This is a genomic window from Nostoc piscinale CENA21, from assembly GCF_001298445.1.
GTDB lineage: Bacteria > Cyanobacteriota > Cyanobacteriia > Cyanobacteriales > Nostocaceae > Nostoc_B > Nostoc_B piscinale_A.
Genome location: NZ_CP012036.1, coordinates 5,321,858 through 5,342,897 on the forward strand (window position 1 = coordinate 5,321,858; position 21,040 = coordinate 5,342,897).

Annotated in this window: 11 protein-coding genes and 2 pseudogenes; 3 read left to right on the top strand and 10 right to left on the bottom strand. The window is 40.1% G+C overall.

The window, feature by feature from the left end; all coding sequences use genetic code 11:
• Nucleotides 1–42: 42 nt before the first annotated feature.
• From ACX27_RS34225 to psbO, 6 genes and pseudogenes are all read right to left on the bottom strand, one after another.
• Complete coding sequence (locus ACX27_RS34225) at nt 43–3,120, bottom strand: hypothetical protein (RefSeq protein WP_235526689.1); 3,078 nt, start codon at nt 3,118–3,120, stop codon at nt 43–45.
• Between the two features lie 135 nt (nt 3,121–3,255).
• Nucleotides 3,256–3,639, bottom strand: a pseudogene (locus ACX27_RS31945) (hypothetical protein); the annotation flags it as partial.
• A 315-nt stretch (nt 3,640–3,954) separates the two neighbouring features.
• Nucleotides 3,955–4,200: a hypothetical protein gene (locus ACX27_RS22830; protein WP_062295778.1), complete on the bottom strand. Its 246-nt coding sequence runs from the start codon at nt 4,198–4,200 to the stop codon at nt 3,955–3,957.
• A gap of 2 nt (nt 4,201–4,202) precedes the next feature.
• Nucleotides 4,203–5,081 carry a hypothetical protein gene (locus tag ACX27_RS22835; RefSeq protein ID WP_062295780.1) on the bottom strand — a complete coding sequence of 293 codons (879 nt, stop codon included), beginning with the start codon at nt 5,079–5,081 and terminating at the stop codon, nt 4,203–4,205.
• A 164-nt stretch (nt 5,082–5,245) separates the two neighbouring features.
• A complete protein-coding gene (locus tag ACX27_RS22840; RefSeq protein ID WP_062295782.1) occupies nt 5,246–6,022 on the bottom strand; it encodes an RNA polymerase sigma factor SigF in 777 nt (258 codons plus the stop codon).
• Between the two features lie 742 nt (nt 6,023–6,764).
• Nucleotides 6,765–7,598, bottom strand: coding sequence for a photosystem II manganese-stabilizing polypeptide (psbO, locus tag ACX27_RS22845; RefSeq protein WP_062295784.1), 834 nt, complete (start codon nt 7,596–7,598; stop codon nt 6,765–6,767).
• 619 nt (nt 7,599–8,217) lie between these two features.
• Here psbO and ACX27_RS22850 point away from each other — a divergent pair.
• Nucleotides 8,218–8,532 (top strand): hypothetical protein, encoded by a 315-nt coding sequence (locus ACX27_RS22850; RefSeq protein ID WP_062295786.1) that lies wholly within the window; start codon nt 8,218–8,220, stop codon nt 8,530–8,532.
• Nucleotides 8,533–8,558: 26 nt separating this feature from the next.
• On the opposite strand, the pseudogene ACX27_RS36000 reads toward ACX27_RS22850, so the two are convergent.
• Nucleotides 8,559–13,584 (bottom strand): annotated as a pseudogene (locus ACX27_RS36000) (WD40 domain-containing protein).
• Nucleotides 13,585–13,693: 109 nt separating this feature from the next.
• On the bottom strand, nt 13,694–15,025 hold the full coding sequence (locus ACX27_RS22860; protein ID WP_062295788.1) for a P-loop NTPase fold protein: 1,332 nt from the start codon (nt 15,023–15,025) through the stop codon (nt 13,694–13,696).
• Between the two features lie 852 nt (nt 15,026–15,877).
• On the opposite strand from ACX27_RS22860, the gene ACX27_RS22865 reads away from it, so the two are divergent.
• Together ACX27_RS22865 and ftsZ are read left to right on the top strand one after the other, a co-directional pair.
• A complete protein-coding gene (locus ACX27_RS22865) occupies nt 15,878–16,723 on the top strand; it encodes a cell division protein FtsQ/DivIB (RefSeq protein ID WP_062295790.1) in 846 nt (281 codons plus the stop codon).
• Between the two features lie 884 nt (nt 16,724–17,607).
• Nucleotides 17,608–18,894 (top strand): cell division protein FtsZ, encoded by a 1,287-nt coding sequence (gene ftsZ / locus ACX27_RS22875; protein ID WP_062295794.1) that lies wholly within the window; start codon nt 17,608–17,610, stop codon nt 18,892–18,894.
• Between the two features lie 396 nt (nt 18,895–19,290).
• Here the strand turns inward: ftsZ and gshB are convergent, their stop codons facing one another.
• Nucleotides 19,291–20,265, bottom strand: coding sequence for a glutathione synthase (gene gshB, locus ACX27_RS22880; protein ID WP_062295796.1), 975 nt, complete (start codon nt 20,263–20,265; stop codon nt 19,291–19,293).
• A gap of 132 nt (nt 20,266–20,397) precedes the next feature.
• Nucleotides 20,398–20,658: a glutaredoxin 3 gene (grxC, locus tag ACX27_RS22885; RefSeq protein WP_062295798.1), complete on the bottom strand. Its 261-nt coding sequence runs from the start codon at nt 20,656–20,658 to the stop codon at nt 20,398–20,400.
• Between the last annotated feature and the right edge of the window lie 382 nt (nt 20,659–21,040).

Consider the following 21,040-nt stretch of genomic DNA (forward strand, 5'->3'; position numbering starts at 1 on the left):
TAAATTCTAAAGATTTTTAACACAGTTATGTAAAGCTGATGTTTACAAACCCAACAACTCATCTAACTGATAATTTGGTAAATCTGGTGGAATTACAGTCCTGATAGCCGAGGCTTTGTGACTTTCTTGTTGAGTAGATGGATTAAAGGCGATCGCTTCTAAACGAATTTCCACACAGCCAAAGGGAATATTGATCTGAGTCATCACCTCTACACCACCCAAGGCTTTAGGTAGCAAATCTTTTAACACATGAGGGCCATCCAATAAACCACGAGTTTGGCAATCCTCAATCCATAATTTCACCACCACTGGCGCAGGAACTTCTGGTAGTTCTACACGCACACGAACCGACTGACCAGCAATCAGTTCACCTGCGGGTATATGTAATTGCGGAATAGGTAAAGGCTCCAGCTTTTCTCCATCTAAGGGGAATGACGATACAGCAGGGATTGACTGCTGTGGTTGCTCGACAGAATATTCTTCGATAGGTTCACTATCAGTATCATCAACAACAATCTCTTGCGCTAACCAAGCTCTGGGTATTTTAATCTTTTGATTTAAAGGTAACTCCGTTAATGGCAATGAAGAGTTAGATTCCTCTTGTGTAATGTTTTCTGTTTCCACATCCGCCGAGATATTTAGCTCCTCAGATTCTGCCGTAATTATGCTGTTCTCTGTATTTTCCTCAAATTCAGATTCGGCTATAGTTACGTCCGGCTCCGTAATTTCCTCAACTTCCGAAAAGTTCAAACTACTCTCGACTTCTACATTAGTCTCAGATTCACTATCAAGAGTTGCTAACTCTGTATCAACATCAAAATTTGGTATTGGTAAATCAGGCTCTATGAAATCCTCGTCCACAGGAACAGGCTCTAAAACTTCCGTGTTACGACGTTGCTTTGGTAAAGGCGGAAGTTCAGGTACAACATAGCCTTGACTCTGCATCCACTTTCTAATCAATGGCGAGGAATAAGGATTAACTTCTGCCATCAATTCTGAGTTGAAAGGAGTAGCTGGTTCTAAGATGGAGTCATCACTAAATTCCAAGCTTGGTGTCACAGGCATTTCCAGCATCGACACAGCAAATAACTCAGAACTAGCTGGCGTGAATTTTTCCACCACAGAATCATCTACATCTGGGTTCTCTGGCTCAGAATTGCTTGCTGTTAACGTTTCAGCTAGGGAATCATCTAAATCTAGGTTTTCCAGTTCCGAAGAATCGGTTGAAGTTAAGGTTTCGACTACGGAATTATCTAAATCAAGATTTTCCTGTTCCGAAACTGGGGAAGCCAAGGTTTCCAGCACAGCATTATTTGTCTCTGGGTTTTCAATTTCTGGCTCAACTACCAGTGACTCTTCAATTAGCGGAGGATCAGAAATATCTTCTAAATCTGTTGTCTCAGTCGGTGCAGTGTTCCGACGTTTGAGATAAGGAAAGACATTCCCCGCCATCCACCCTGGACGACTTTTAATTTCTAGCTGTTCTAAGTTGATGGGTGCTAAAGGAATGGGAGGCGTATGATCTTGTAGATCAACTTCTGACGGAACCTCTGTTAACTGATCATTAATTGCGATCGCACTTGTTTGATTTTCTGGTAACTTCGGCAATTGAGGAGATCGCCAATCTCCTGATTTTTTCAGCGACAACAAATTAATTTGCGGCGGTAAAGGCTGGCTGGGTGATGACAGAATAGTTTGCGGTTGTGTAGAAGTAGTTTTAACTAGGTTAAACAGTTCTAAACCCAAGCTTACTGATGTTTCTGGCTCTTGACTTGGTAGAGAAACTGCTAAAGTACTAGAGTTATCAAACAAGTTCTGCTGATAAGATTTCGCCACTGTAGCGATCGCTAATAATTCTGATACATCCGCCGTAATTGTAAAAGAACTATTAGCTAACAATGTGACATCATCAAAATCACTGATTGCGCCATATAAACTGAGTTCACCCAAAAGCAGCTTAGATTCACAATCAATAGGAATATTAATAGCAGAGTTAATTGCAAAAGGCAGTACATTATCTGCTAAAGGTTGCCTTACCTGAGCCAACACTTCCGAACTTAAAGGTGAGCGTAGCTCAATTTTGGCTTCTAGTGCATAAAAAGTAGTCGGATACTGTGGCTCATCTTCTAGATCAGGCTGTGTTTGTAACTCCACATTGGCATTAATGCTGAGTCCTTGTCCCCATCGCGCCACATAGTTGTCTTGTTCTAAAGTCAGCTTGAGTGGTGGTAATGGTTGTATTGTTTCCACCTCTTCTAGCTGCTCATCCTCTAACAACAAAGTAGGTAAAGCTTGATCTATTAAACTTTGTAATATTTGTTCTGCTGTTTCACCTTTCAGCCATACCGGACTTACAGGTTGATCAATAATGCCATCTTCTGATTTTTCTCCAGAAAATTGAGCAATAACCAAGCTACCATCAGGGATTGCTGCTGGAGTTTCCCCAACAGCCGATTCACTCACAACTAAGTCAGAGGTCGAAATTTCTTCTGTGGTGACTGACAAAGTGTCATCGCTTGTAGGTAAAGTTTCTTGTACAGACACTTCACTTACCTGCGAATTATGGTCAGGGATTTCCTCTGTGGTTTCGGATAAAGTGCGATCGCTAACAGGTAAAGTTTCTTGTACTAAAGAGTTATCATCAGAAATTTCATCTGTGGTTTCGGATAAAGTGCGATCGCTTACAGGTAAAGTTTCTTGTACCAAAGAGTCATCATCAGAAATTTCATCTGTGGGGACAGTTTCTTGTACCGAAACTGCACTTACATGCAAGTCATCATCAGAAATTTCATCTGTGGTTTCGGATAAAGTGCGATCGCTTACAGGTAAAGTTATTTCTCCTGACACTTCACTAACAACCAAGTGATGATCAGGAATTTCCTCAGTAGTGACAGCAAATGTTTCATCATTTGTAGATAAAGTTTCCGCCGCCAGTTCGTTGTTTAGGGAGTTGCTATCAGGAATTTCTGCTGCGGTGACTGATAAAGTGCGATCGCTCGTATCTAAAGTTGCTTCTACAGGCAATTCCTCTAAATTACTCTCAGAGACTGTTTCTGCCGTTGTAGCGATAGCATTGTCACTAGCAATTGACGCAATTTCCGCCGAAAGTTCGTTAGTCACTAAGTCGCTATCTGTCTTAACTTCTGCGGACGAAGAAATTAACTGATTACCAGCATTGATATCAACCTGATGAATATTAGGAGCATCCGGTAATGGAATTATGAAAAAGTCAAGAGAATTTGACTCTAAATTCCCACCACCAGGTAATTTATTTACTTCAACCTCTGCCTGTTGAGACAAAACTTGTAGATAAACACTTTCTTGCCAAGATTTACCAAAAATATCTGACATTAAATCGCCAGAACAGCGTAATTCCCATAGTCCTGGCTTAAGCAGCGTAAAGGGAATCACCGCCATTAAACCTTCTGAATTAGTGCGCCGCGATAACTTTTGAATTCGCCGTTTTGGGGGAACTTCCTGAGTTGTAGAGTGAGTTACCCGTACTTCCACATCTGTATTTGGCAGGTTAGAACGAGCTAAAACTCTGTACCGACCTTCCATGATTTGTATATTTGGCGATTCTAAAGTGTGCCAAGAGCGATCGCCCTGTTTCTGGATGAGAAATTGCCAGTGTTCCATTTTGAGTGATGCCCAGACCGAAGAGCAGCTGAGTAATATTTTGCATTACTTTGCTTGCAAGTTTACCTCAGCAATTTATAATTGCATCACTTAATATCATGTTTTGAGCTAAACACTAACATTTTTTTATCAATCGGCACATATCACAACAGATCAAACGCCAATAGTCAGCAAGAAACCAGATAGTATCCAAATAATTAAACAGGGTCAAGACAAACTGTACCCAATCACTACAAACTTGATGGGATAGATTGACTTCACCCAGCTAATTAAAATTTATTGATATAATTAAGCAATTTACGGAAATTTCAGCCGTCAAACTCCATAAAGGCTGTGATAGTAAGCCAAAATTTGCTGCACACGTTGTCGGCTTGCAGGACGAGAATTAGGCGACCAAGATATCCACAAACCATCAATTTGACTTTGGTTGTAATCAAATTGTTGAGATGACTGGGGAATTAAACCCGCCTCAACTCCTTCAACTTGACGTAAATGAGCAGCTATCTCTCGATAGACAGCTAGAGGTAAACCAGCAAATTCAAATTTTTCTTGAGTATCCATCCTTAAGATGCTCCAACAGCATTTAGATTTTGGGTTGGTAGAGTTGATGAAATTGCATTGCCATGAGCAGCCGATGTGACTGATGGTGTTGAGTTAGTCGGGGCTTCTCCTACCATTCTGGCAACTTCAATACCGTATTGTTCCAGAATCACGATCGGATTTGAACCCTGATTCATTTCAATGCGTTTGATCAACAGACCATTTGCTAATCGCTGTCCCGCTTGTACATAGCGGCTAGAAGGCTCATTGGGAATTTGAATTATAGCTTGGGGTTCTCTACCAATCAAAACCACACCAGTCACCACCACTGCTTTAGCTAAATCTGGTTGGGGTGTAGAAGGTAATACAGAACCAAAAGGGTTGCTGGGAACAACCTGCGGCAAAACCTTGGGCAGAATAGTGGTAGTTCCTGCCAATGCAATAGAAGTTTTTTTCGTACTAGCACTGTTGATTGGCACTTTGCGATTTTTGACAATAGCTACCGATAAAGGAGGTAAGCGGGGAATTTGCTTGGCGTTAGGATTTTTGCCAACTTCAGCACTAGATGGGGTAACAATCTGGGCAAATGGATCTGGTCTTCCTTTAGTTACTAAATCTATCCTGGTTTTACCATCAGTGGGTTGAATCAATGTAGGAGGGGTAAAAGCAACGTTAGTGACCTTTTTTGTGGACACTACAGGGTTATTAAATGATTGAACCGCCTGGGTGACTGGTGGTGCTTTAGCAGGTGGCGCTACGGCGGGTGGTACTGGTGGTGCTGGTGTTCCTGGAGCCTCTGGAGTCGGTGCAGGAGTACTAGCTTGTGGTGTGCTTTCTGATGCACATCCAGCGATCGCCAAAGTTAGAATAGTTGCAATTGCAATTTTTGATTTTCTGCCCATTGGCTGTTCTCATAAAGCTATAGGAAAATTTGTTTGTGGAAATTAACTAAGCCTGTATTTATTTCAGACAAAGTATTTCCCATTTACAACCTAAATTATTAAATTTTAAGGGTTGGTTTATATATAATTAAACCAGTACAAATACGGTTTTATTTTGCTGAATATCAATCGTCTGCTGTACACATCAGATGTTTTAATAAATCCAACCCTTTTTTAACTCTCCGAGAAACCGTCACAACACTAATACCCAAGTGTTCTGCTACTTGTTTTTGTGTCAAATCCTGTAAAAAGACACATTCTAAAACTTCTCTAGTACACTTTTCGAGTTGAAACAACGCTTGTTGTAAACGCAGTTGGTCTTCTTGAGCCAGTTGAAAGCTGCGGTAATGAGGATCAGGAACTAATTCCCCTAAACTAGTCGCGCCTTCTTCTGAGTCTTGAACTGGCACATCTAAGCTGAGAGGAGCGCGATTAATCCACGCTAATTTGATTTCTTGCCACTCACTCAGAGTAATCTCCAATGCTGCTGCTAATTCAGAGTCTGTAGGTTGCCGATTATATTTTTCTCGTAAAGAACGAGAAACACCAATTGCTTGCTGTTGTATTGCTAAATAGCGTCTGGGAATTCTCACTGTCACGCCTTTATCCCGCAGATAGTGTTGAATTTCACCACGAATATAGGGAATGGCAAAGGAACTAAAAGCATGACCCTTAGAAATATCAAATCTTTCAATAGCTCGAATTAAACCTAAACAACCAACCTGGAGTAAGTCATCATAGCTTTCACGACATTGATTAATCCAGTAATGAGCTTCTTTTCTTACCAGTCCAAAATTGAGTTTTACCAGTTGATTGCGAATATTTTCTGAGCGAGATTGCTTATATTCTCTCAACAACTGCCAAATTTCATGCTTCAGTTCATTGGTGGCTGTGGTAGGCATAGCACCGCATTTATTTAGCAAATAAACAGTAAGGGAAATGCCTTTAAACAAGCTAAGATTACAAAATTTCACAGCAAGTAACTAGCTATATGCACAAGTAAAGGCCTTGGTCGTCATACAGCACTGCTACTACTATGAAATTTTGAACAATCAAGCAGTATTTAAATCGGCAAAATTGTTTTTTAGTTATTTTGATTTGGTATTATCTGTAGCTAATCAAAAACTACATAGAGACAAAATATAAAATAATTTACTTAATTTCAAACCGAGATTGTACTTAATTTGTTTACCTGGAGATAAAGTTTGTTTCTGATGATTTTTTTACCTAAATAAACTGTGTATTTCCAGTATAGTTACGGTATACAACCAAATAATTAATACAATTTTTACAAATATTTAGTGGACATAAGTTAAAGGTAGGGAATTAGGAGTAGTGAGTGGGGAGTAGGGAAGCCAATACGGCGTATGGTTTACTGACTTGAGTCGAGTGGCGTGTGTATGTAAAACCCTTACACCCCTATACCTTTACCCCCATACACCCATCTCAACCGACAATCTTTGTACGTAAGTCCTGAAAAGTAATAAAAAAAGGGCGAAAAGCCCTTTAATTGTGAAATATGTTGCCATTTAGGTCAATTTAGCTCAAAATCCACCTGTCCATTTCCTAAAGACTGATATGAAATTGGGTGATGCAGCCTAATGGCTTTAAATTGTGATCTTAAATGCCAGCAACGTGCTGAGTTTAAGAACGAGTTGGTTCAACTCTGGCATAGAATAAACCGCGAATCTTCACTTCCTTGGGTTCACCGGCTCCTAAGTCAGTATCAGATGGTTGTTCGCTCTCAAAAGTACCTGCAATTTCACCGCTAGAACTATCTACTTTAGCTACTTGCAGAGAAATCTTGCCTTTGAGAATATCAGCACGCTTCACATTTGCACGGGTGAGTTCTTCGTCATCTGCTTGAGCAGGAAGAGCCACAGCATTATCATAGCCAGTCACAATACCGCGACCTTTGGGGTCTAGGAAGGCAGCACCACGGTAAGAAGGCACTTTAAATTCACCTTCAAAGTCTGTAGAAGTATTGATGCTGGTCAAACTAGGTTGTGTTTGAGCCACTAAGTTTTTAATGGTGAAGAGGAAAGGTACTCGCTCACCACCAGGAAGTTGAACTGTGATCGCTTGGAAGTCTAAACCATCTTCTTCAACAAAAGTCAAGCTACCATCTGAGTTGAACTTCAGTGGCCCTTGTACTTGGTCAATGGTAGAAGTGTATCTGGTTAACAATTTGCCAGTTACAAATTCAGCTACCTGGCGTTTATTAGCTGGTTCTTCTTTGACAAAGAAATTAGTAGGTTCCAAGCACAGTTCTTTAATGGCGTAAGACTGGCTACTGTCAAGGGGAATGGAGCCACGGCTGGTTTCTGTCAATTGAGGACATTTGTTAGCCAACCCTGTTCCACGAATTTGTTCATAGGTGAGTACTTCTCTAACACTAGCCTCTGGAGCATCACTGCAAGCAGTTAATAGCCCCAGGCATAAAGCCAAGAATGCAACAATTAAAGCGCGATACCTCATGGTCAACCTCAATGTCAAAAATTAATATCTAAGTTGTAAAACTGCACGAAGTTTTGATCTCTGACGAAAAGCAGTCCTCATTGACAGCAAGCTGTTCCCGAAAGTTAGGCTTTGCTGCATCAATGACGCTTTTAACATCGCTCCGACCTCGCACCTTGCAACTACCATAGGCATTTGCAAGGTGTTTTGAAGCCGTTCTGTATGATGTATGTATTGTCACTACATACAGCCCATTGCTTTATAGGGAAATCAGCCAGATCATACGATTTTTTTTTAACTCAAAATCAAAGCACTCTAGTTTAAAGTAAGAAGTCTTTGATCCTATCTAGCTTCTTGAGAGGCTGTAATCAAAGCCACCACTCTCTTTTGCAAGGAATTGCGATGTTCTGCGATTTGTGTTGAGTAAGCAAAATTAGTTTAGGACTGAGGCAGCAAGATTGTTTGTTGAGATTGGGTGTAAGGAGTTCAACTGAAAATGATTCATCAGCCACTCCTAGAAGCTTGCAGAAGGCGTATCTTTGTGACTGTGAGGATTATGTATAGGTAAGAGGCGATCGCGCCTGAAAGCCGACAATCTTCGGTAAATTTGAGTAGACCTAATTTTGACAGAGAGAGTTGCATGAGCAACAAAAGTTTTGAATCAATAGATTTTGTCGAGCAGTTGGAGAAGATTGCCACAGCAGTACATGATGTAGCGAGAGATTGCCAAGGAAATCCATTGGCTTTGCTGACCTTGCTGCGGCAGTTGGAATATTTACATCGATCAATTCGGGATGGTGCTTTTCAGGATAGTCTACCCGATAATCGCCAGCAACTTTACTCACTGCTGAAAGATATTGAGTCTGAAGGTGGCTGGCCTTACATTGAAAGAATGAGACTGCATACTTTTTTAGTAAATTTGCAACCAGAGGTGATGGCAGAAAACGACGATTAAAAAACTTGAGGAGCGATCGCACTGACTTACCTCAAGGGAAATTTTGATTGACTGCGATTAATTCCATCACACAAAAAGCGATCGCCCCCCTCGACATTGTAGTTGTGGTTGAGGTAATTCTCGGCCCAGTTACAACCACGCAGCAGTAAGTCTTCCAAATGCAAATTCCATAAAATAATTGTGTTGTCATCGCTTGCCGATGCTAATGTCTGGCCATCGGGGCTAAAACTCACGCTTAGAACTGGGGCGCGATGGCCAGTCAAGGTTTTAATTAACTTGCCATCACGACTCCACAATTTGACTGTACTATCCCAACTAGCAGCAGCCAATAATTCACCATTCGGACTGAATGTCACGGAATTCACACTATCGCTGTAGCCCTTTAACAGAGTTTTTAACAAAGTGCCATCACGTCGCCATAATCTCACGGTGTTATCCCAACTAGCAGAAGCAATCAATTGGTCAGTAGGGCTGAAGCTGACACCCAATACCCAACTGTCATGGGGTGAAAATGTTTTGATCAAGGTACCATCGCGCCGCCAGAGTTTGACGGTTTGATCATCACTAGCGGAGGCCAGTAACTGGCTATCAGGACTAAAATTAACGGCATTAACCCAACCTTGGTGTCCGACCAAGGTTGTGATTAATTGACCATCACGACTCCAAAGTTTAATTGTTTTATCTTTACTCGCTGATGCTAATATCTGGCCATCAGGGCTAAAACTCACACCCATGACGCTATCTGTATGTCCTTGTAAAGTCTTGAGTAAAGTGCCATCGCGCCGCCAGAGTTTGACTGTTTTGTCATAACTACCGGATGCGATTAATTCACCGAAGGGGTCAAAACTCACACTAGGAACTTTCTCTGTATGCCCGACTAAAGTTTTGTAAAGTCTGGTGGTAGCTTCGCCATTGATAATTTCTCTTTGCCAGAGTTTAACGGTGCGATCGCGGCTACCAGAAGCCAACATCTGCCCATCAGGACTCCAAGCCACGCTCAAAACTCGATCTTGATGCCCCCGCAAAATTGGTAACGAGGGAGCATCTAAACTCCAGAGTTTGACACTTTTGTCATAACTACCTGATGCCAATATTTTGTTATCTGGGCTAAAAGCCACACTGGCCACTGCATCACTATGACCTTTAAAGGTTTTAATTAATGCACCTGTACTACTCCAGAGGTTAACGGTATTGTCATCACTTCCTGACGCTAACTTTAGTCCATCAATGCTAAAGCTCAAGCTCCAAATTGTACTGGTATGCTGTTCTAAATCTTTATAAGCTTGAAAGTCAAAGTTATTATCGCTATTTTGCTGGCGCTGCCACAATTTAATGATTTTATCTCTACCTGCTGATGCAATCATTTGCCCATCCGGGCTGAAAGCCACAACAGTGACTCCATTTTGATGTCCAGATAGTGTTTTGACGAGTGTGCCATCACGCCGCCAGATTTTTACGGTGCGATCGTCACTAGCAGAGGCAATTAATTGACCATCAGGACTAAAGCTGACCCAATTCACCCAGCCTTTATGGCCTTTGAGAACTTTGACTAAAGTCCCATCCTTACGCCAGAGTTTGACTGTGGCATCTCGGTTGCCTGTTGCTAACAATTCGCCATCAGGGCTGTAAGTTACGCAATAAACCCAGTCTTGGTCTACTAGAGTCTTGGCTGGTTGTAAGTCAAATTCACCAGTTACGGGGTTTTTCTGCCAGATTTGCACAGTTTTATCAAGGCTGGAAGATGCTAGACTTTGCCCATCAGGACTAAAACTGACACTAGTAACTGATTCAGTATGACCTTTGAGGGTTTGTAGTAAAGTGCCATCAGGTCGCCAAAGTTTGACGGTTTGATCGCGACTACCCGATGCCAATAATTTACCATCAGAACTAAAAGCGATACCCCAAACAATATCAGTGTGTCCTTCCAAACGATTTAATTCGGAAACGCCATAAACTGCCTGTTGTAAAGCAGTTACTACACGCATTCGAGTTTCTGGTAACACCTCGTTGGCTTGTTTGAGCTTTCTCCAGGCGCGTAACCCTTCTAGGAGGGCATCAAACTCTTTATTAGAGGCGAATAAAGCTTCACTTGTGGCCGCGATCGCGCTAATTTTCAAATTAGTTTCACTACGTTCTGCCCGAATTGTTTGACGAATAGCGGCTCTTTTTTGCAGGTCAGCTTGCCACCATAAAGCTGCAATCGTTCCACCCATAAGTGCCAAAATCACACCTGCTATCCTTGCTTCCCGCAACCGCCGTTGCAAAATCAAATTCAGATGTTCTTGGGAAAGCTTTTGGGCGACTTCAGCACGTTTTTTTTCGGATTTGACTTTTTCTAGTTCTGCAACTATGCCATAGCTATTGCGTTGGCGAATTGGTTCTACTAAATAATCATGAACTAATTGATAGCGATCGCCCAACTCTTCACGCAAGCGCAATATCAACCCTGAGCCTACCAAAATTTCCAGAATTAGCTCCCAGTTTGATGGGGTTCCTGATGTGGGATAAATATGTGAGCCTAACGCAATGGCTAAATCAGATTTGGTCTTGAGAGGACGAAAACCTTTTTCATCAGTTAGCTCAAATAATAATTGCCAACTCAACTCTTCATTTTCTTGGCCACAATCTTTAATAACTTCTTCCAGCCACCGCTCTACTAGCTTGGCAGAACCACCACAAATTTTGTATTGTTCTAGTGTCGTAATATTTTCTGCTTGTAACTGTACTCCAACAATTTGCAGTTCAATCGGATTGACTTCTTTGACTTCCCCGGCTAAATCTTGGACTAGTTGATGAATTAAGTCATCACTCATTTCATAGTGAGAACGTTTGATAAAACTATAAATAATGCCTGTCGTATTTTCTATAGAAAACTTTCCTAGATAATAACGAATATCTTTATCCAAAATATTTTTATTAATTACGCCTAAATCATATAAATTATCTGTATTTTCTTTGCCTAAACGCTCAAACTCTAATAAATAATGCAAATAATCCTCACGCAAGGAAATAATTATTTTGACATAGGGAATATTTAAACAGGCGCTAAAAAAAATTATAAAACTCTAATCTTTGGTCAGCATTACTAGTAAAGAAAAATTCTTCAAACTGGTCAAAAATAATCACAATAATATGATTACATTCAGTTGCTAGACGTAACTTTTCTAGTAAAATAGTCGAATTAAACTCTACAGCGATTGGTAATTCTGATTGTGCTAAAGCCTGATTGATACTGCGTCCTAAAGCTGTGACCCAATCTGTGTATCCTGATAAAACAATGGGTAAAGGAATCCTTTCACCAATCACTCTTGCCTTTAAAGCAGGAACTAAACCTGCTTTAATCGTTGAACTTTTACCAACTCCTGACTGTCCATGTATGATGGTCAATTTATGGTCAGCACGAGTAATTCTTTCAATTAACCGATTCACATCTTGCAGCCTTCCTGAAGCCGCGATTTCTTGAGCAATATCTTCAGGAATAAAGGGAATTGTTTGTGTATCTAAAACCGGGTTAATTCGATAACGTTTGGGCTGTAACTGACTTGCGCCAATAAATACACGAAAGCCATATTGATGCTCGATGTGAATTTTTTCTTGCTTGAGATTGAAGGCTTCGGCATAATCATGACGCTCAAAAAAGTAGAGCGATCGCAATTCCTCTAAAATTTCTAAATACAGCGATGGTTCATACTGTAATTCACAAACAACCCTTGCCCATTCTAAATGACTAATAGCTTCTTCCCACTGTCCTAAATGTCTCTGTGTCCGAGCCAATAATAAAAGATACCAACTTTCTTGTTGACGAGAAACTTCTGTAGCTAATTCTCCAATTGAAAGAGCTGTATTAGCTAATTCATGAGCCATTACCCAGTTATTGCGCGATGCTGCTACCTCTGTTAAAAAACCATAACTTTGGGCAACTTTAGCGGTATTACCATAGGTTTCATGTAGCCGTAAGGCTTTTTGGGCTAATACTTCTAATTCGTCCCAATATTTTAGGCGTTGTAGCATTTCACAAGCAGGGATAATAAATTTCGCTACTAAATCTTGCCTTTGTAATTTGTCTAATAAATCTAAGCACTTCTGAAACCAGGAAAGAGCATGTTGACAATAGTTACTATTCGTAATTTGATGTAAGTCAGCCATACGGCGATAACACAAACCAAGATGAAATAAAACTATTGCCTGCCGAATCCGATAAGCAGAATTACATTCATTCTTTTCATCAACATTCTCTAATTTTGAAACAGCTTCATTATCTCTTTTCCCATCTCTCTGCCATAAACTTAAGCTTCTTTGATAATGACCTAATGCGCTATTAATTTGGTCATTAGCATATTTATCTCGACCTAAGACAAATTCTAAACTTGCTTCTAAACCAGGCTCTAACTGCACATTATACAGACGTAATAAATCATTTCTAGCCGCATCAATTTCATGACGATGTTGCGATTTTGGAGCTAAATTCAAATCAGCATTAGAGAGAAATTTTTCGACCCCTGCTTCTAAAAATTTAGCAAATAGTGATTCTGTCTCTTGACGAATTAAGGCAATTAAATCTTCCTTAGCTAGCTCAAACTTAATGGTGGTAGCAGCCCAGCTTTTGAAATCAGGTGCGAGTTTCGTCAGCATTGTTGCTACTTCATCTTGTAGCCACAACACCACAGGAAAAGGAAAAGTCGCTGTATAAATATCTCTAGCTTGATTAAGACCTGTTAACAAATCTTCCAGTGCCAGAATTGATTCTAGACCAAAAACCATGACTGCCGATGGTAAAGAATCAGTAATGACAGCAGGATTATCTAGCGATAATTTTGTGATGATTGTTGTATGTAAAGCTTTAGTTTCTGGTTGTAAATAGATTTCTTTTAAATTGATATCTTTTGTCAAAGAGCGAATAATTTCTAGCATTTGCTCTCTTAAGTGGCTGTAATTGCATCGCACCAAAATCAGAGCAAATTGCCCTTTAGAAAGTTTGATTGAGCGAACTAATCTTTGTAGAGAATGTCGATTCTGATTCACGCTCTCTACTGTGAATGGGGATTTTGTCATATCTGGAATACAGCCTCAACAAAAGAAATTGCTCATTATAAATTAGTCATTAGTCAAATTCACCTAGACTAATGACTGATACTAATAATTATTTGCTTGCTCAGTCCGATTACCTTTTTTGCTGCCAAGCCAGGACTTTTTCTGTTTCTGCTAATGCTGGGCTAATCCCAAACCAACGACCCACAGGATCGCGGTATTCAAATAAATACATACTTCGCAGTAAACTTTGATATTCAGACTCACCTTTAACGCTTTGTTGTTGCACTACTTCAAACAATAGTTCCCACTGATATTCATCAATGGCTAATAGCAAATCATCCCGGTAATCTTTAATGACGGCTTCTAAACATTGTGGGGAAAAAGGCGGATCTTGTCGTTGCAAACAGCTATAAAGCAAGCCTAATAAGTTACGGATATGTCCGCCACTCACCCGACATAAACGGTCGAGGGTTTCAGGATGCTCAAATAATTCTGTGATTAATGAAAGTCTTTCATTATAAGAAACTTCTGGAAATGCCCTAGCTAAGACTAACTGGCGCAGTAGCAACATCCCCGGTTCGTAATCACTACCATCTCTTTGCTTAACTCTCACCATTGGTAACACTTTCGGCGAAATACCTCCACCCAAGCGGTTTTTGAGTGTTTCATACTCATTAGAAAAAATTAACGCTAGGGGAATTGTGTAGACGACATGACATTTGAGCCGGCGTAATTGTTCACCTCGGTCGATAAAGAGATATTCTGGTTGTGTCCGCCCAGATGCTAAGGGACGCATATCGACTCGATCTAAATTATCAACAATCACAACTAGACCTTTTTGACCACGGAGTTTCAGTTGCTCAACGGCTTTTTCTAGAACCTCTTCGTTAATTGCTTGCAAAATGCTGTTAGTGCGTGGTTCTAAATATTGCCGGAGTTGATTTCGGGCTTGGGCGCTATCTTTGGTTTTAGCAGTAATTTTGGCAATCCCCAAAGATAATTCGGCTTCTCCAGAAAGTTCTATGGGGCTTTGCAGAAAATCTCCAATTTCTTTGAAGAGGTTGATGAAATAGTGTGGTTGAACTTTGATTTTAATTGCTTCTAAACTAGCACTTACTTGACGAGCTACACTCAGTAAAATATCGCTAACATCAATATCAGCCATATCTAGGTCTTGGCTGGATTCAAAGTAAACTACGTGAAATCCTACTGCTTCTAGCTCTGCTTTGAGGCGTTGTAATTCCGTAGACTTGCCACAACCAATATGACCGGTAAATAACTGACAGGTAGGTTCATCCGGAGAAATACGGCTGATAGTACGTTGCAATTCTTCCACAATCTTGCAGCCACGGACATCAGCGAAATCTATATAGTACTGCTGATCACTGCGAATGCTCATATTGAGCGCATAGCTGGGGTTACATGCTTTATAAAAGCGTGACAAATAATCTGTATTGATCATTGAGATGTAGATGCAGTTGGATATACGGTGTTGTTTGTCTATTTATATACAAATTGTCTCTAGCAAATGATAGTTATTGTCTTAACTCACTTCTGGGTTGTGAATTGTAGGTAAATAGCAGTTTGTAATTTTTTGCTACCAGTAACTATCAGAACATGACTAGAGCCACTATTGTCCCTGATACTTACAGTATATCTATCTTTTACTTGTATTATGTGTAGCTTTTGATAATCTTTAAGCTTCTAACCAACTGAATATCAACTAAATCTCTGGTTATGAAGGAAGTCAATAAATTTACTAAAAAGCAAGAATTTCCAAGTTTTTATATAACTAACAAATTGCGTAATTATGCGTAGTGTTATTTGAATACTGCCCCACCGTTTATTGCTTGTCACATTTTTTATGTTGAATATGAGCCAGAATCTAGATCGCTCTTCTTTTTAATGATGGGCGATGTTTACAAATCCAATAAAATTGCTATAATGTCGGACTCAAGATTGTGTTGTGCCGGTTGAGTTAAATGTAGATAAAAAGATTGCTTTTGCCACAAAACATCTGTGTCTACAAAATTAGCTAGATTTTTTGACACTCAGTGCGATCTACATCACATAACAGCATAACTACTGTAAGGCAGTTATATATTTTGCATACATAGAATAATATTTTTGTCAATATTTATTCTCTAGCCAAGTTTAGGCGATCGCGGTGACGTAGTTCACCAAAATCAATTTAACTCAATGACAGCTCTGCACTGCAAAATAGAATAGGCAAAATTTCTCATAGCTAATCCCGATGATCAAGGGGTTAATAAATATAGCCAAAAATTGAGGATGTAATCCACACGAGGTGAGAATGGCAGGTATTGTATCCGTTTCTCAAACAGATTTGTCTCAGCGCCGCAAAAAACTACGTCGGCAGCGACAAATGAAAGTTATTCAAGCGATTTGGCGGACTTCGGCTATTAGTGGTTTAGCTGGGGGATTACTTTGGGTAGCACTGCAACCTGTATGGGTACTTCGTGATCCCAAACAAATTGTGATCAAAACTGGGAATCAAGTCCTCCCAGAAACAGCTATTAAGTCGATGTTGAAGCTATCGTATCCGCAATCTTTATGGAAAGTTGAACCTGTGGCGATCGCAGATTCCTTGAAAAAACAATCAACTATTGCTCAAGCCACTGTGACTCGTAGTCTATTTCCACCTGGATTAATCATCGAAATCCAAGAACGAGTACCTGTAGCCATCGCCCAAAGACTTACACCAATCAATAATCAACCTAAAAATAAACAATCATCTACTGGGTTACTAGATGCTAGTGGTGTTTGGATACCGTTAGAAAAATACACATTGGTGAATCCTAAGTTGAAGTTGCCCAGCCTGAAAGTGATTGGCACACCAGAACAGTACCAAAAATCTTGGAGTCAACTGTATCCTTTGCTAAGTCAAAGTTCTGTGAAAATTATGGAAGTTAATTTTCAAGATTTGGCAAATTTAATCCTGAAAACTGAAATTGGCAATGTACATTTGGGTACTCCTAGTTCTCTATTACCAAAACAAATCAAGATACTGTCGCAACTGCGAAATTTACCAGCCAAAATTAATCCTAGTCAAATAGAGTATATTGATCTCAAAAATCCTGATTCTCCCATAGTACATATGATCCAAAAAAGCCCAAAGGTTGACTCTCAAACTCCCTAACAAATCATCTATATTAACTTTTGTGTATCAATCCCTCTCAGTAAATCAAGAAATTTGATGCTAATAGATAAATATATAAGTTTATTGATAATTTTGAATTTTTTGACAATACACTCAAAATATTAGGATGAAATTTTAATGCAGTGTGACAGGAGGCTTAATTCGCAAGTCTCCTTTGTCGCTATCATTCTAAAGTTCCCTGGCGCTGTCAAATCTAGTGATAGGTAGATATAAGATAAATTTCAGATTTTAGGTTGTAATTATCGCCAATGGTGAAATCTATCAACTATATTATTAAAGCAGATAAGACACGATACCTTGTGTCTTTTGCAATTATGTTATTTGCACAATTATATAAGCTGAGTGTGCTTTATAAGCTCATTGAGCTTGTATTTGACAACGTAAAACTAGTCAAGACTACATATGATAGAAGTAAAAGTAATCATAGTTTTGAGTATTATTTGATATTAAGAAATCATAAAATTTACTCGTTAAACTCAAGAAAAGCGAAATCTAACGCACAAAAAAACATTACAGGTAGTTGTAAAATTAATGACCAACTTAAATCGTCAACAAAAATCACGGGAGGGCGTTCAGTATGCAAAATGTATACTGTGCCAAATCGGCAACATAGTAGGAAAGCTATTAATAGCTTGTTGAATTTAGACAGATCAACTTTAGGTAAATGTAGGTATACTTCTCTAGAATTAGTTGTGCGATCGCTGGCTTTCATAGCGAACTAGCAGATTGACAAGCTTGTTAAGGTTGTCAATCATGATCAAAATACAAGAGCAGTACCTATAGATTTTGGCAGTGTCAAACTATAGTTGACTCTGAGGTGAGTAGCACCCGGAAAAGTCGTTTATCTACCTTTCACAAATCCAATGACGCTTGATAATAACCAAGGGCTTACCTATAAAAACTCCCAATCTGTGGGACAGCCAGGATTTTCACTGGCAGTAAACTCAAATAATCCCTTTAGTCATTCTGGGCTGAATTTTGCTCAAGGCCCAGACAGTAAAAAAATATCAGTAGAAAATAGCCGTATTGGCGAGATTGTTCCAGGTAGAGTCGCCAACATCAAAGTCATTGGCGTTGGTGGTGGTGGTGGCAATGCCGTTAACCGGATGATTGAGTCTGATGTGAGTGGTGTAGAGTTTTGGTCAATTAATACTGATGCTCAGGCTTTGACTTTAGCTGGAGCGCCCAGTCGCTTGCAAATTGGGCAGAAGTTAACCAGAGGCTTAGGTGCTGGGGGAAATCCAGCCATCGGTCAAAAAGCTGCGGAAGAATCCCGCGATGAAATTGCTACAGCTTTAGAGGGCGCTGATTTAGTATTCATCACGGCTGGGATGGGTGGTGGAACAGGAACAGGTGCTGCGCCAATTGTGGCAGAAGTAGCCAAAGAAATGGGTGCTTTGACAGTTGGTGTGGTCACACGGCCATTTGTCTTTGAAGGTCGCCGCCGTACTAGCCAAGCCGAACAAGGTATTGAAGGACTGAAAAGTCGGGTAGATACACTGATTATCATCCCCAATAATAAATTATTAGAAGTAATTCCTGAACAGACACCTGTACAAGAAGCCTTTCGCTATGCCGATGATGTGTTGCGTCAAGGGGTACAAGGTATCTCTGATATTATTACCATCCCTGGGTTAGTCAACGTTGACTTTGCAGATGTGCGAGCTGTAATGGCCGATGCGGGATCAGCACTGATGGGAATTGGGATTAGTTCTGGAAAATCACGTGCTAGGGAAGCTGCGATCGCCGCAATTTCTTCTCCTTTATTAGAATCTTCCATTGAAGGTGCTAGAGGAGTAGTCTTTAACATTACTGGTGGCAGTGACTTGACCTTACATGAAGTGAACGCAGCCGCAGAAACAATTTATGAGGTAGTTGATCCCAACGCCAATATTATTTTTGGAGCAGTAATTGATGACCGTTTGCAAGGCGAAGTCAGAATTACTGTAATTGCGACAGGGTTCACTGGTGAAGGCCAAACAGCACCACCACAAAATGCCAGCAACCCCCGCGTTGCACCACCACCCAAAAAATCAACTACACAATCACCAACAGCTAATCCATCAACACCAGTGGCAGAACCGAAAGAAAAATCCGGTTTAGATATTCCAGAATTTCTGCAAAGACGGCGTACACCACCACGCAATTGAGGTATCTTAGATTCGAGATATGAGATCAAATTTGCAGTCTCAGATGGCACTGAGTACTGTATAAAACTTGTTAATGACTAAATTGCATCAGGTCAGGAACAGAAACTATTCTGTTGCTATTTTTGATTTGGCGAATTGGTGAAAACACTCGTCCACACTATTTACAGAATAAATTTGTTTGGGCAAAAGTCTGCTGGCTTTGATGTCCTAGTTTTGTATTTAGAAAAAAATTTTGAGCAGAGTAACGATTAATTTTCAGGTAATTAGCACCTGTCTCAAAAGCTATGAGCCTTACTTGACAGGTGCGATCGCTCAAATTATTTGATTGATTCTAGAGTGACTTGACAGTAGATCACCAAGGCTGACCGGGAAATATTCAAAAGAATTGCAATTATTTTATTTTTTAGCTTGCAAACGCTGTTCCACCCATTGAATTACCTGATGGCCTAAACGAGTACCACTCAGTCTGTCAATTTCCCGCACTCCTGTAGGGCTGGTGACATTGACTTCTGTGAGGTAGCCACCAATTACATCAATCCCGACAAAAATTAACCCATCTTGACGTAATTTATCAGCCAGTTGAGTACAAATTTCATGTTCTCTGGGGGTAATTTCTGTTTCCGCAACCGTACCACCAGCAGCCATATTGTTGCGAAAATCACTACCACTAGAAAGACGATTTAAAGCACCAATCGGTTCACCATGCAGTAAGATGATGCGCTTATCTCCATCCTTAGCCTCTGGCAGATAAGTTTGCACCATCACTGGTAACTTGCCTTGATGGGTGCTGAGTTCCACAATTGAGTTAAAGTTGCGATCGCCTGCTTGTAAAAATAAAATCCCTTCCCCAGCTTTGTTTCCCAGTGGTTTGAGAACCGTTGCTCCTTTGGCTTCGACAAATTGCCGAATCAACTGCTTATCACCACTGACAATGGTTTCTGGAATCACTTCCCTAAATTGGAGGGCATACATTTTTTCGTTTGCCCTCCTGATCCCATCGGGGTTGTTAATCACCAAAGTTTTATTTTGGTCAACATAATCGAGAATGTAGGTAGCAAACAGGTAAGAGTCATTAACTGGTGGATCTGTCCGCATAAATACAGCATCCATTGTTTCTAAAGAAATCAAGGAGCGTTCTTGCAACCGATACCAAGGATTAGCTGCTACCCAACGTCCTTCTACCAAATCTATTGGTACTAGTTCCACCTGTTGCAAAATCGCCCAAGCTTTACCTTCTACCACACTTAGCCAGTTTGCCTGAGTTATCCAGATTTCATGTCCTAAAATTTGTGCTGCTTCCATCAGAGCAACACTGGTATCATGACAAGGGTCAAGCAGATGGATGGGATCAATAATAAAAGCCAGTTTCACGCTATTTGCCTCAATCGCCAGGAAATTCTAAGTTCTTCAATTTAGATTAACTCCTGATGATTTAACTAACTTACAAACCTTGGCAGCAGAAATTAGCGTAATTCCAACACTTGCTTGTTTTATAAATTACCTCTAACTAGCTAGTAGCTCATCTAGCTTACCTTGACGGTCTAAAGCGTGAATATCATCACAACCACCTACATGGCGATCGTTAATAAAAATTTGTGGTAAAGAACGTTTGCCATTTGCTCTTTGAGCCATTTTATCCCGTGCGTCTTCGTCACCATCAATACTGTATTCGATAAAGTCAACACCCTTACTGGTTAGTAAACTTTTGGCGCGGATGCAAAATGGGCAAGTCCTCCAAGTGTAAATTTCTACATTAGCAGCCATAATGTCCTCATTGAAATTTAATAATTTTCTGTTTTACGCTCTTACAGTTGGCTGTATAACGCTCATTTTGTATTTGAGCATCATCAGCAACTGATAAATCTGCTTATATTATCAAGCTTAATGAATATATTGTAATTTTATAGCTTTTTTAATGCTGTGAGAGCATCCTTCTTTTAGCCAACCCAGACCTACAGGCAGAGTTGGTATTAACAGTAAAATCCTCAATCAACCTAGAATATATTACTTAATCCTGACCTTCCAAATACTTACATTTTTTCAAAAATCAAATATGAGTCCCATCTATCTATTGAGTTAATAGTTGTTTTTACTTTTTAGACTAAATAATTATAGAAAATAGCTGAAAAACGCTAACACACTTTTC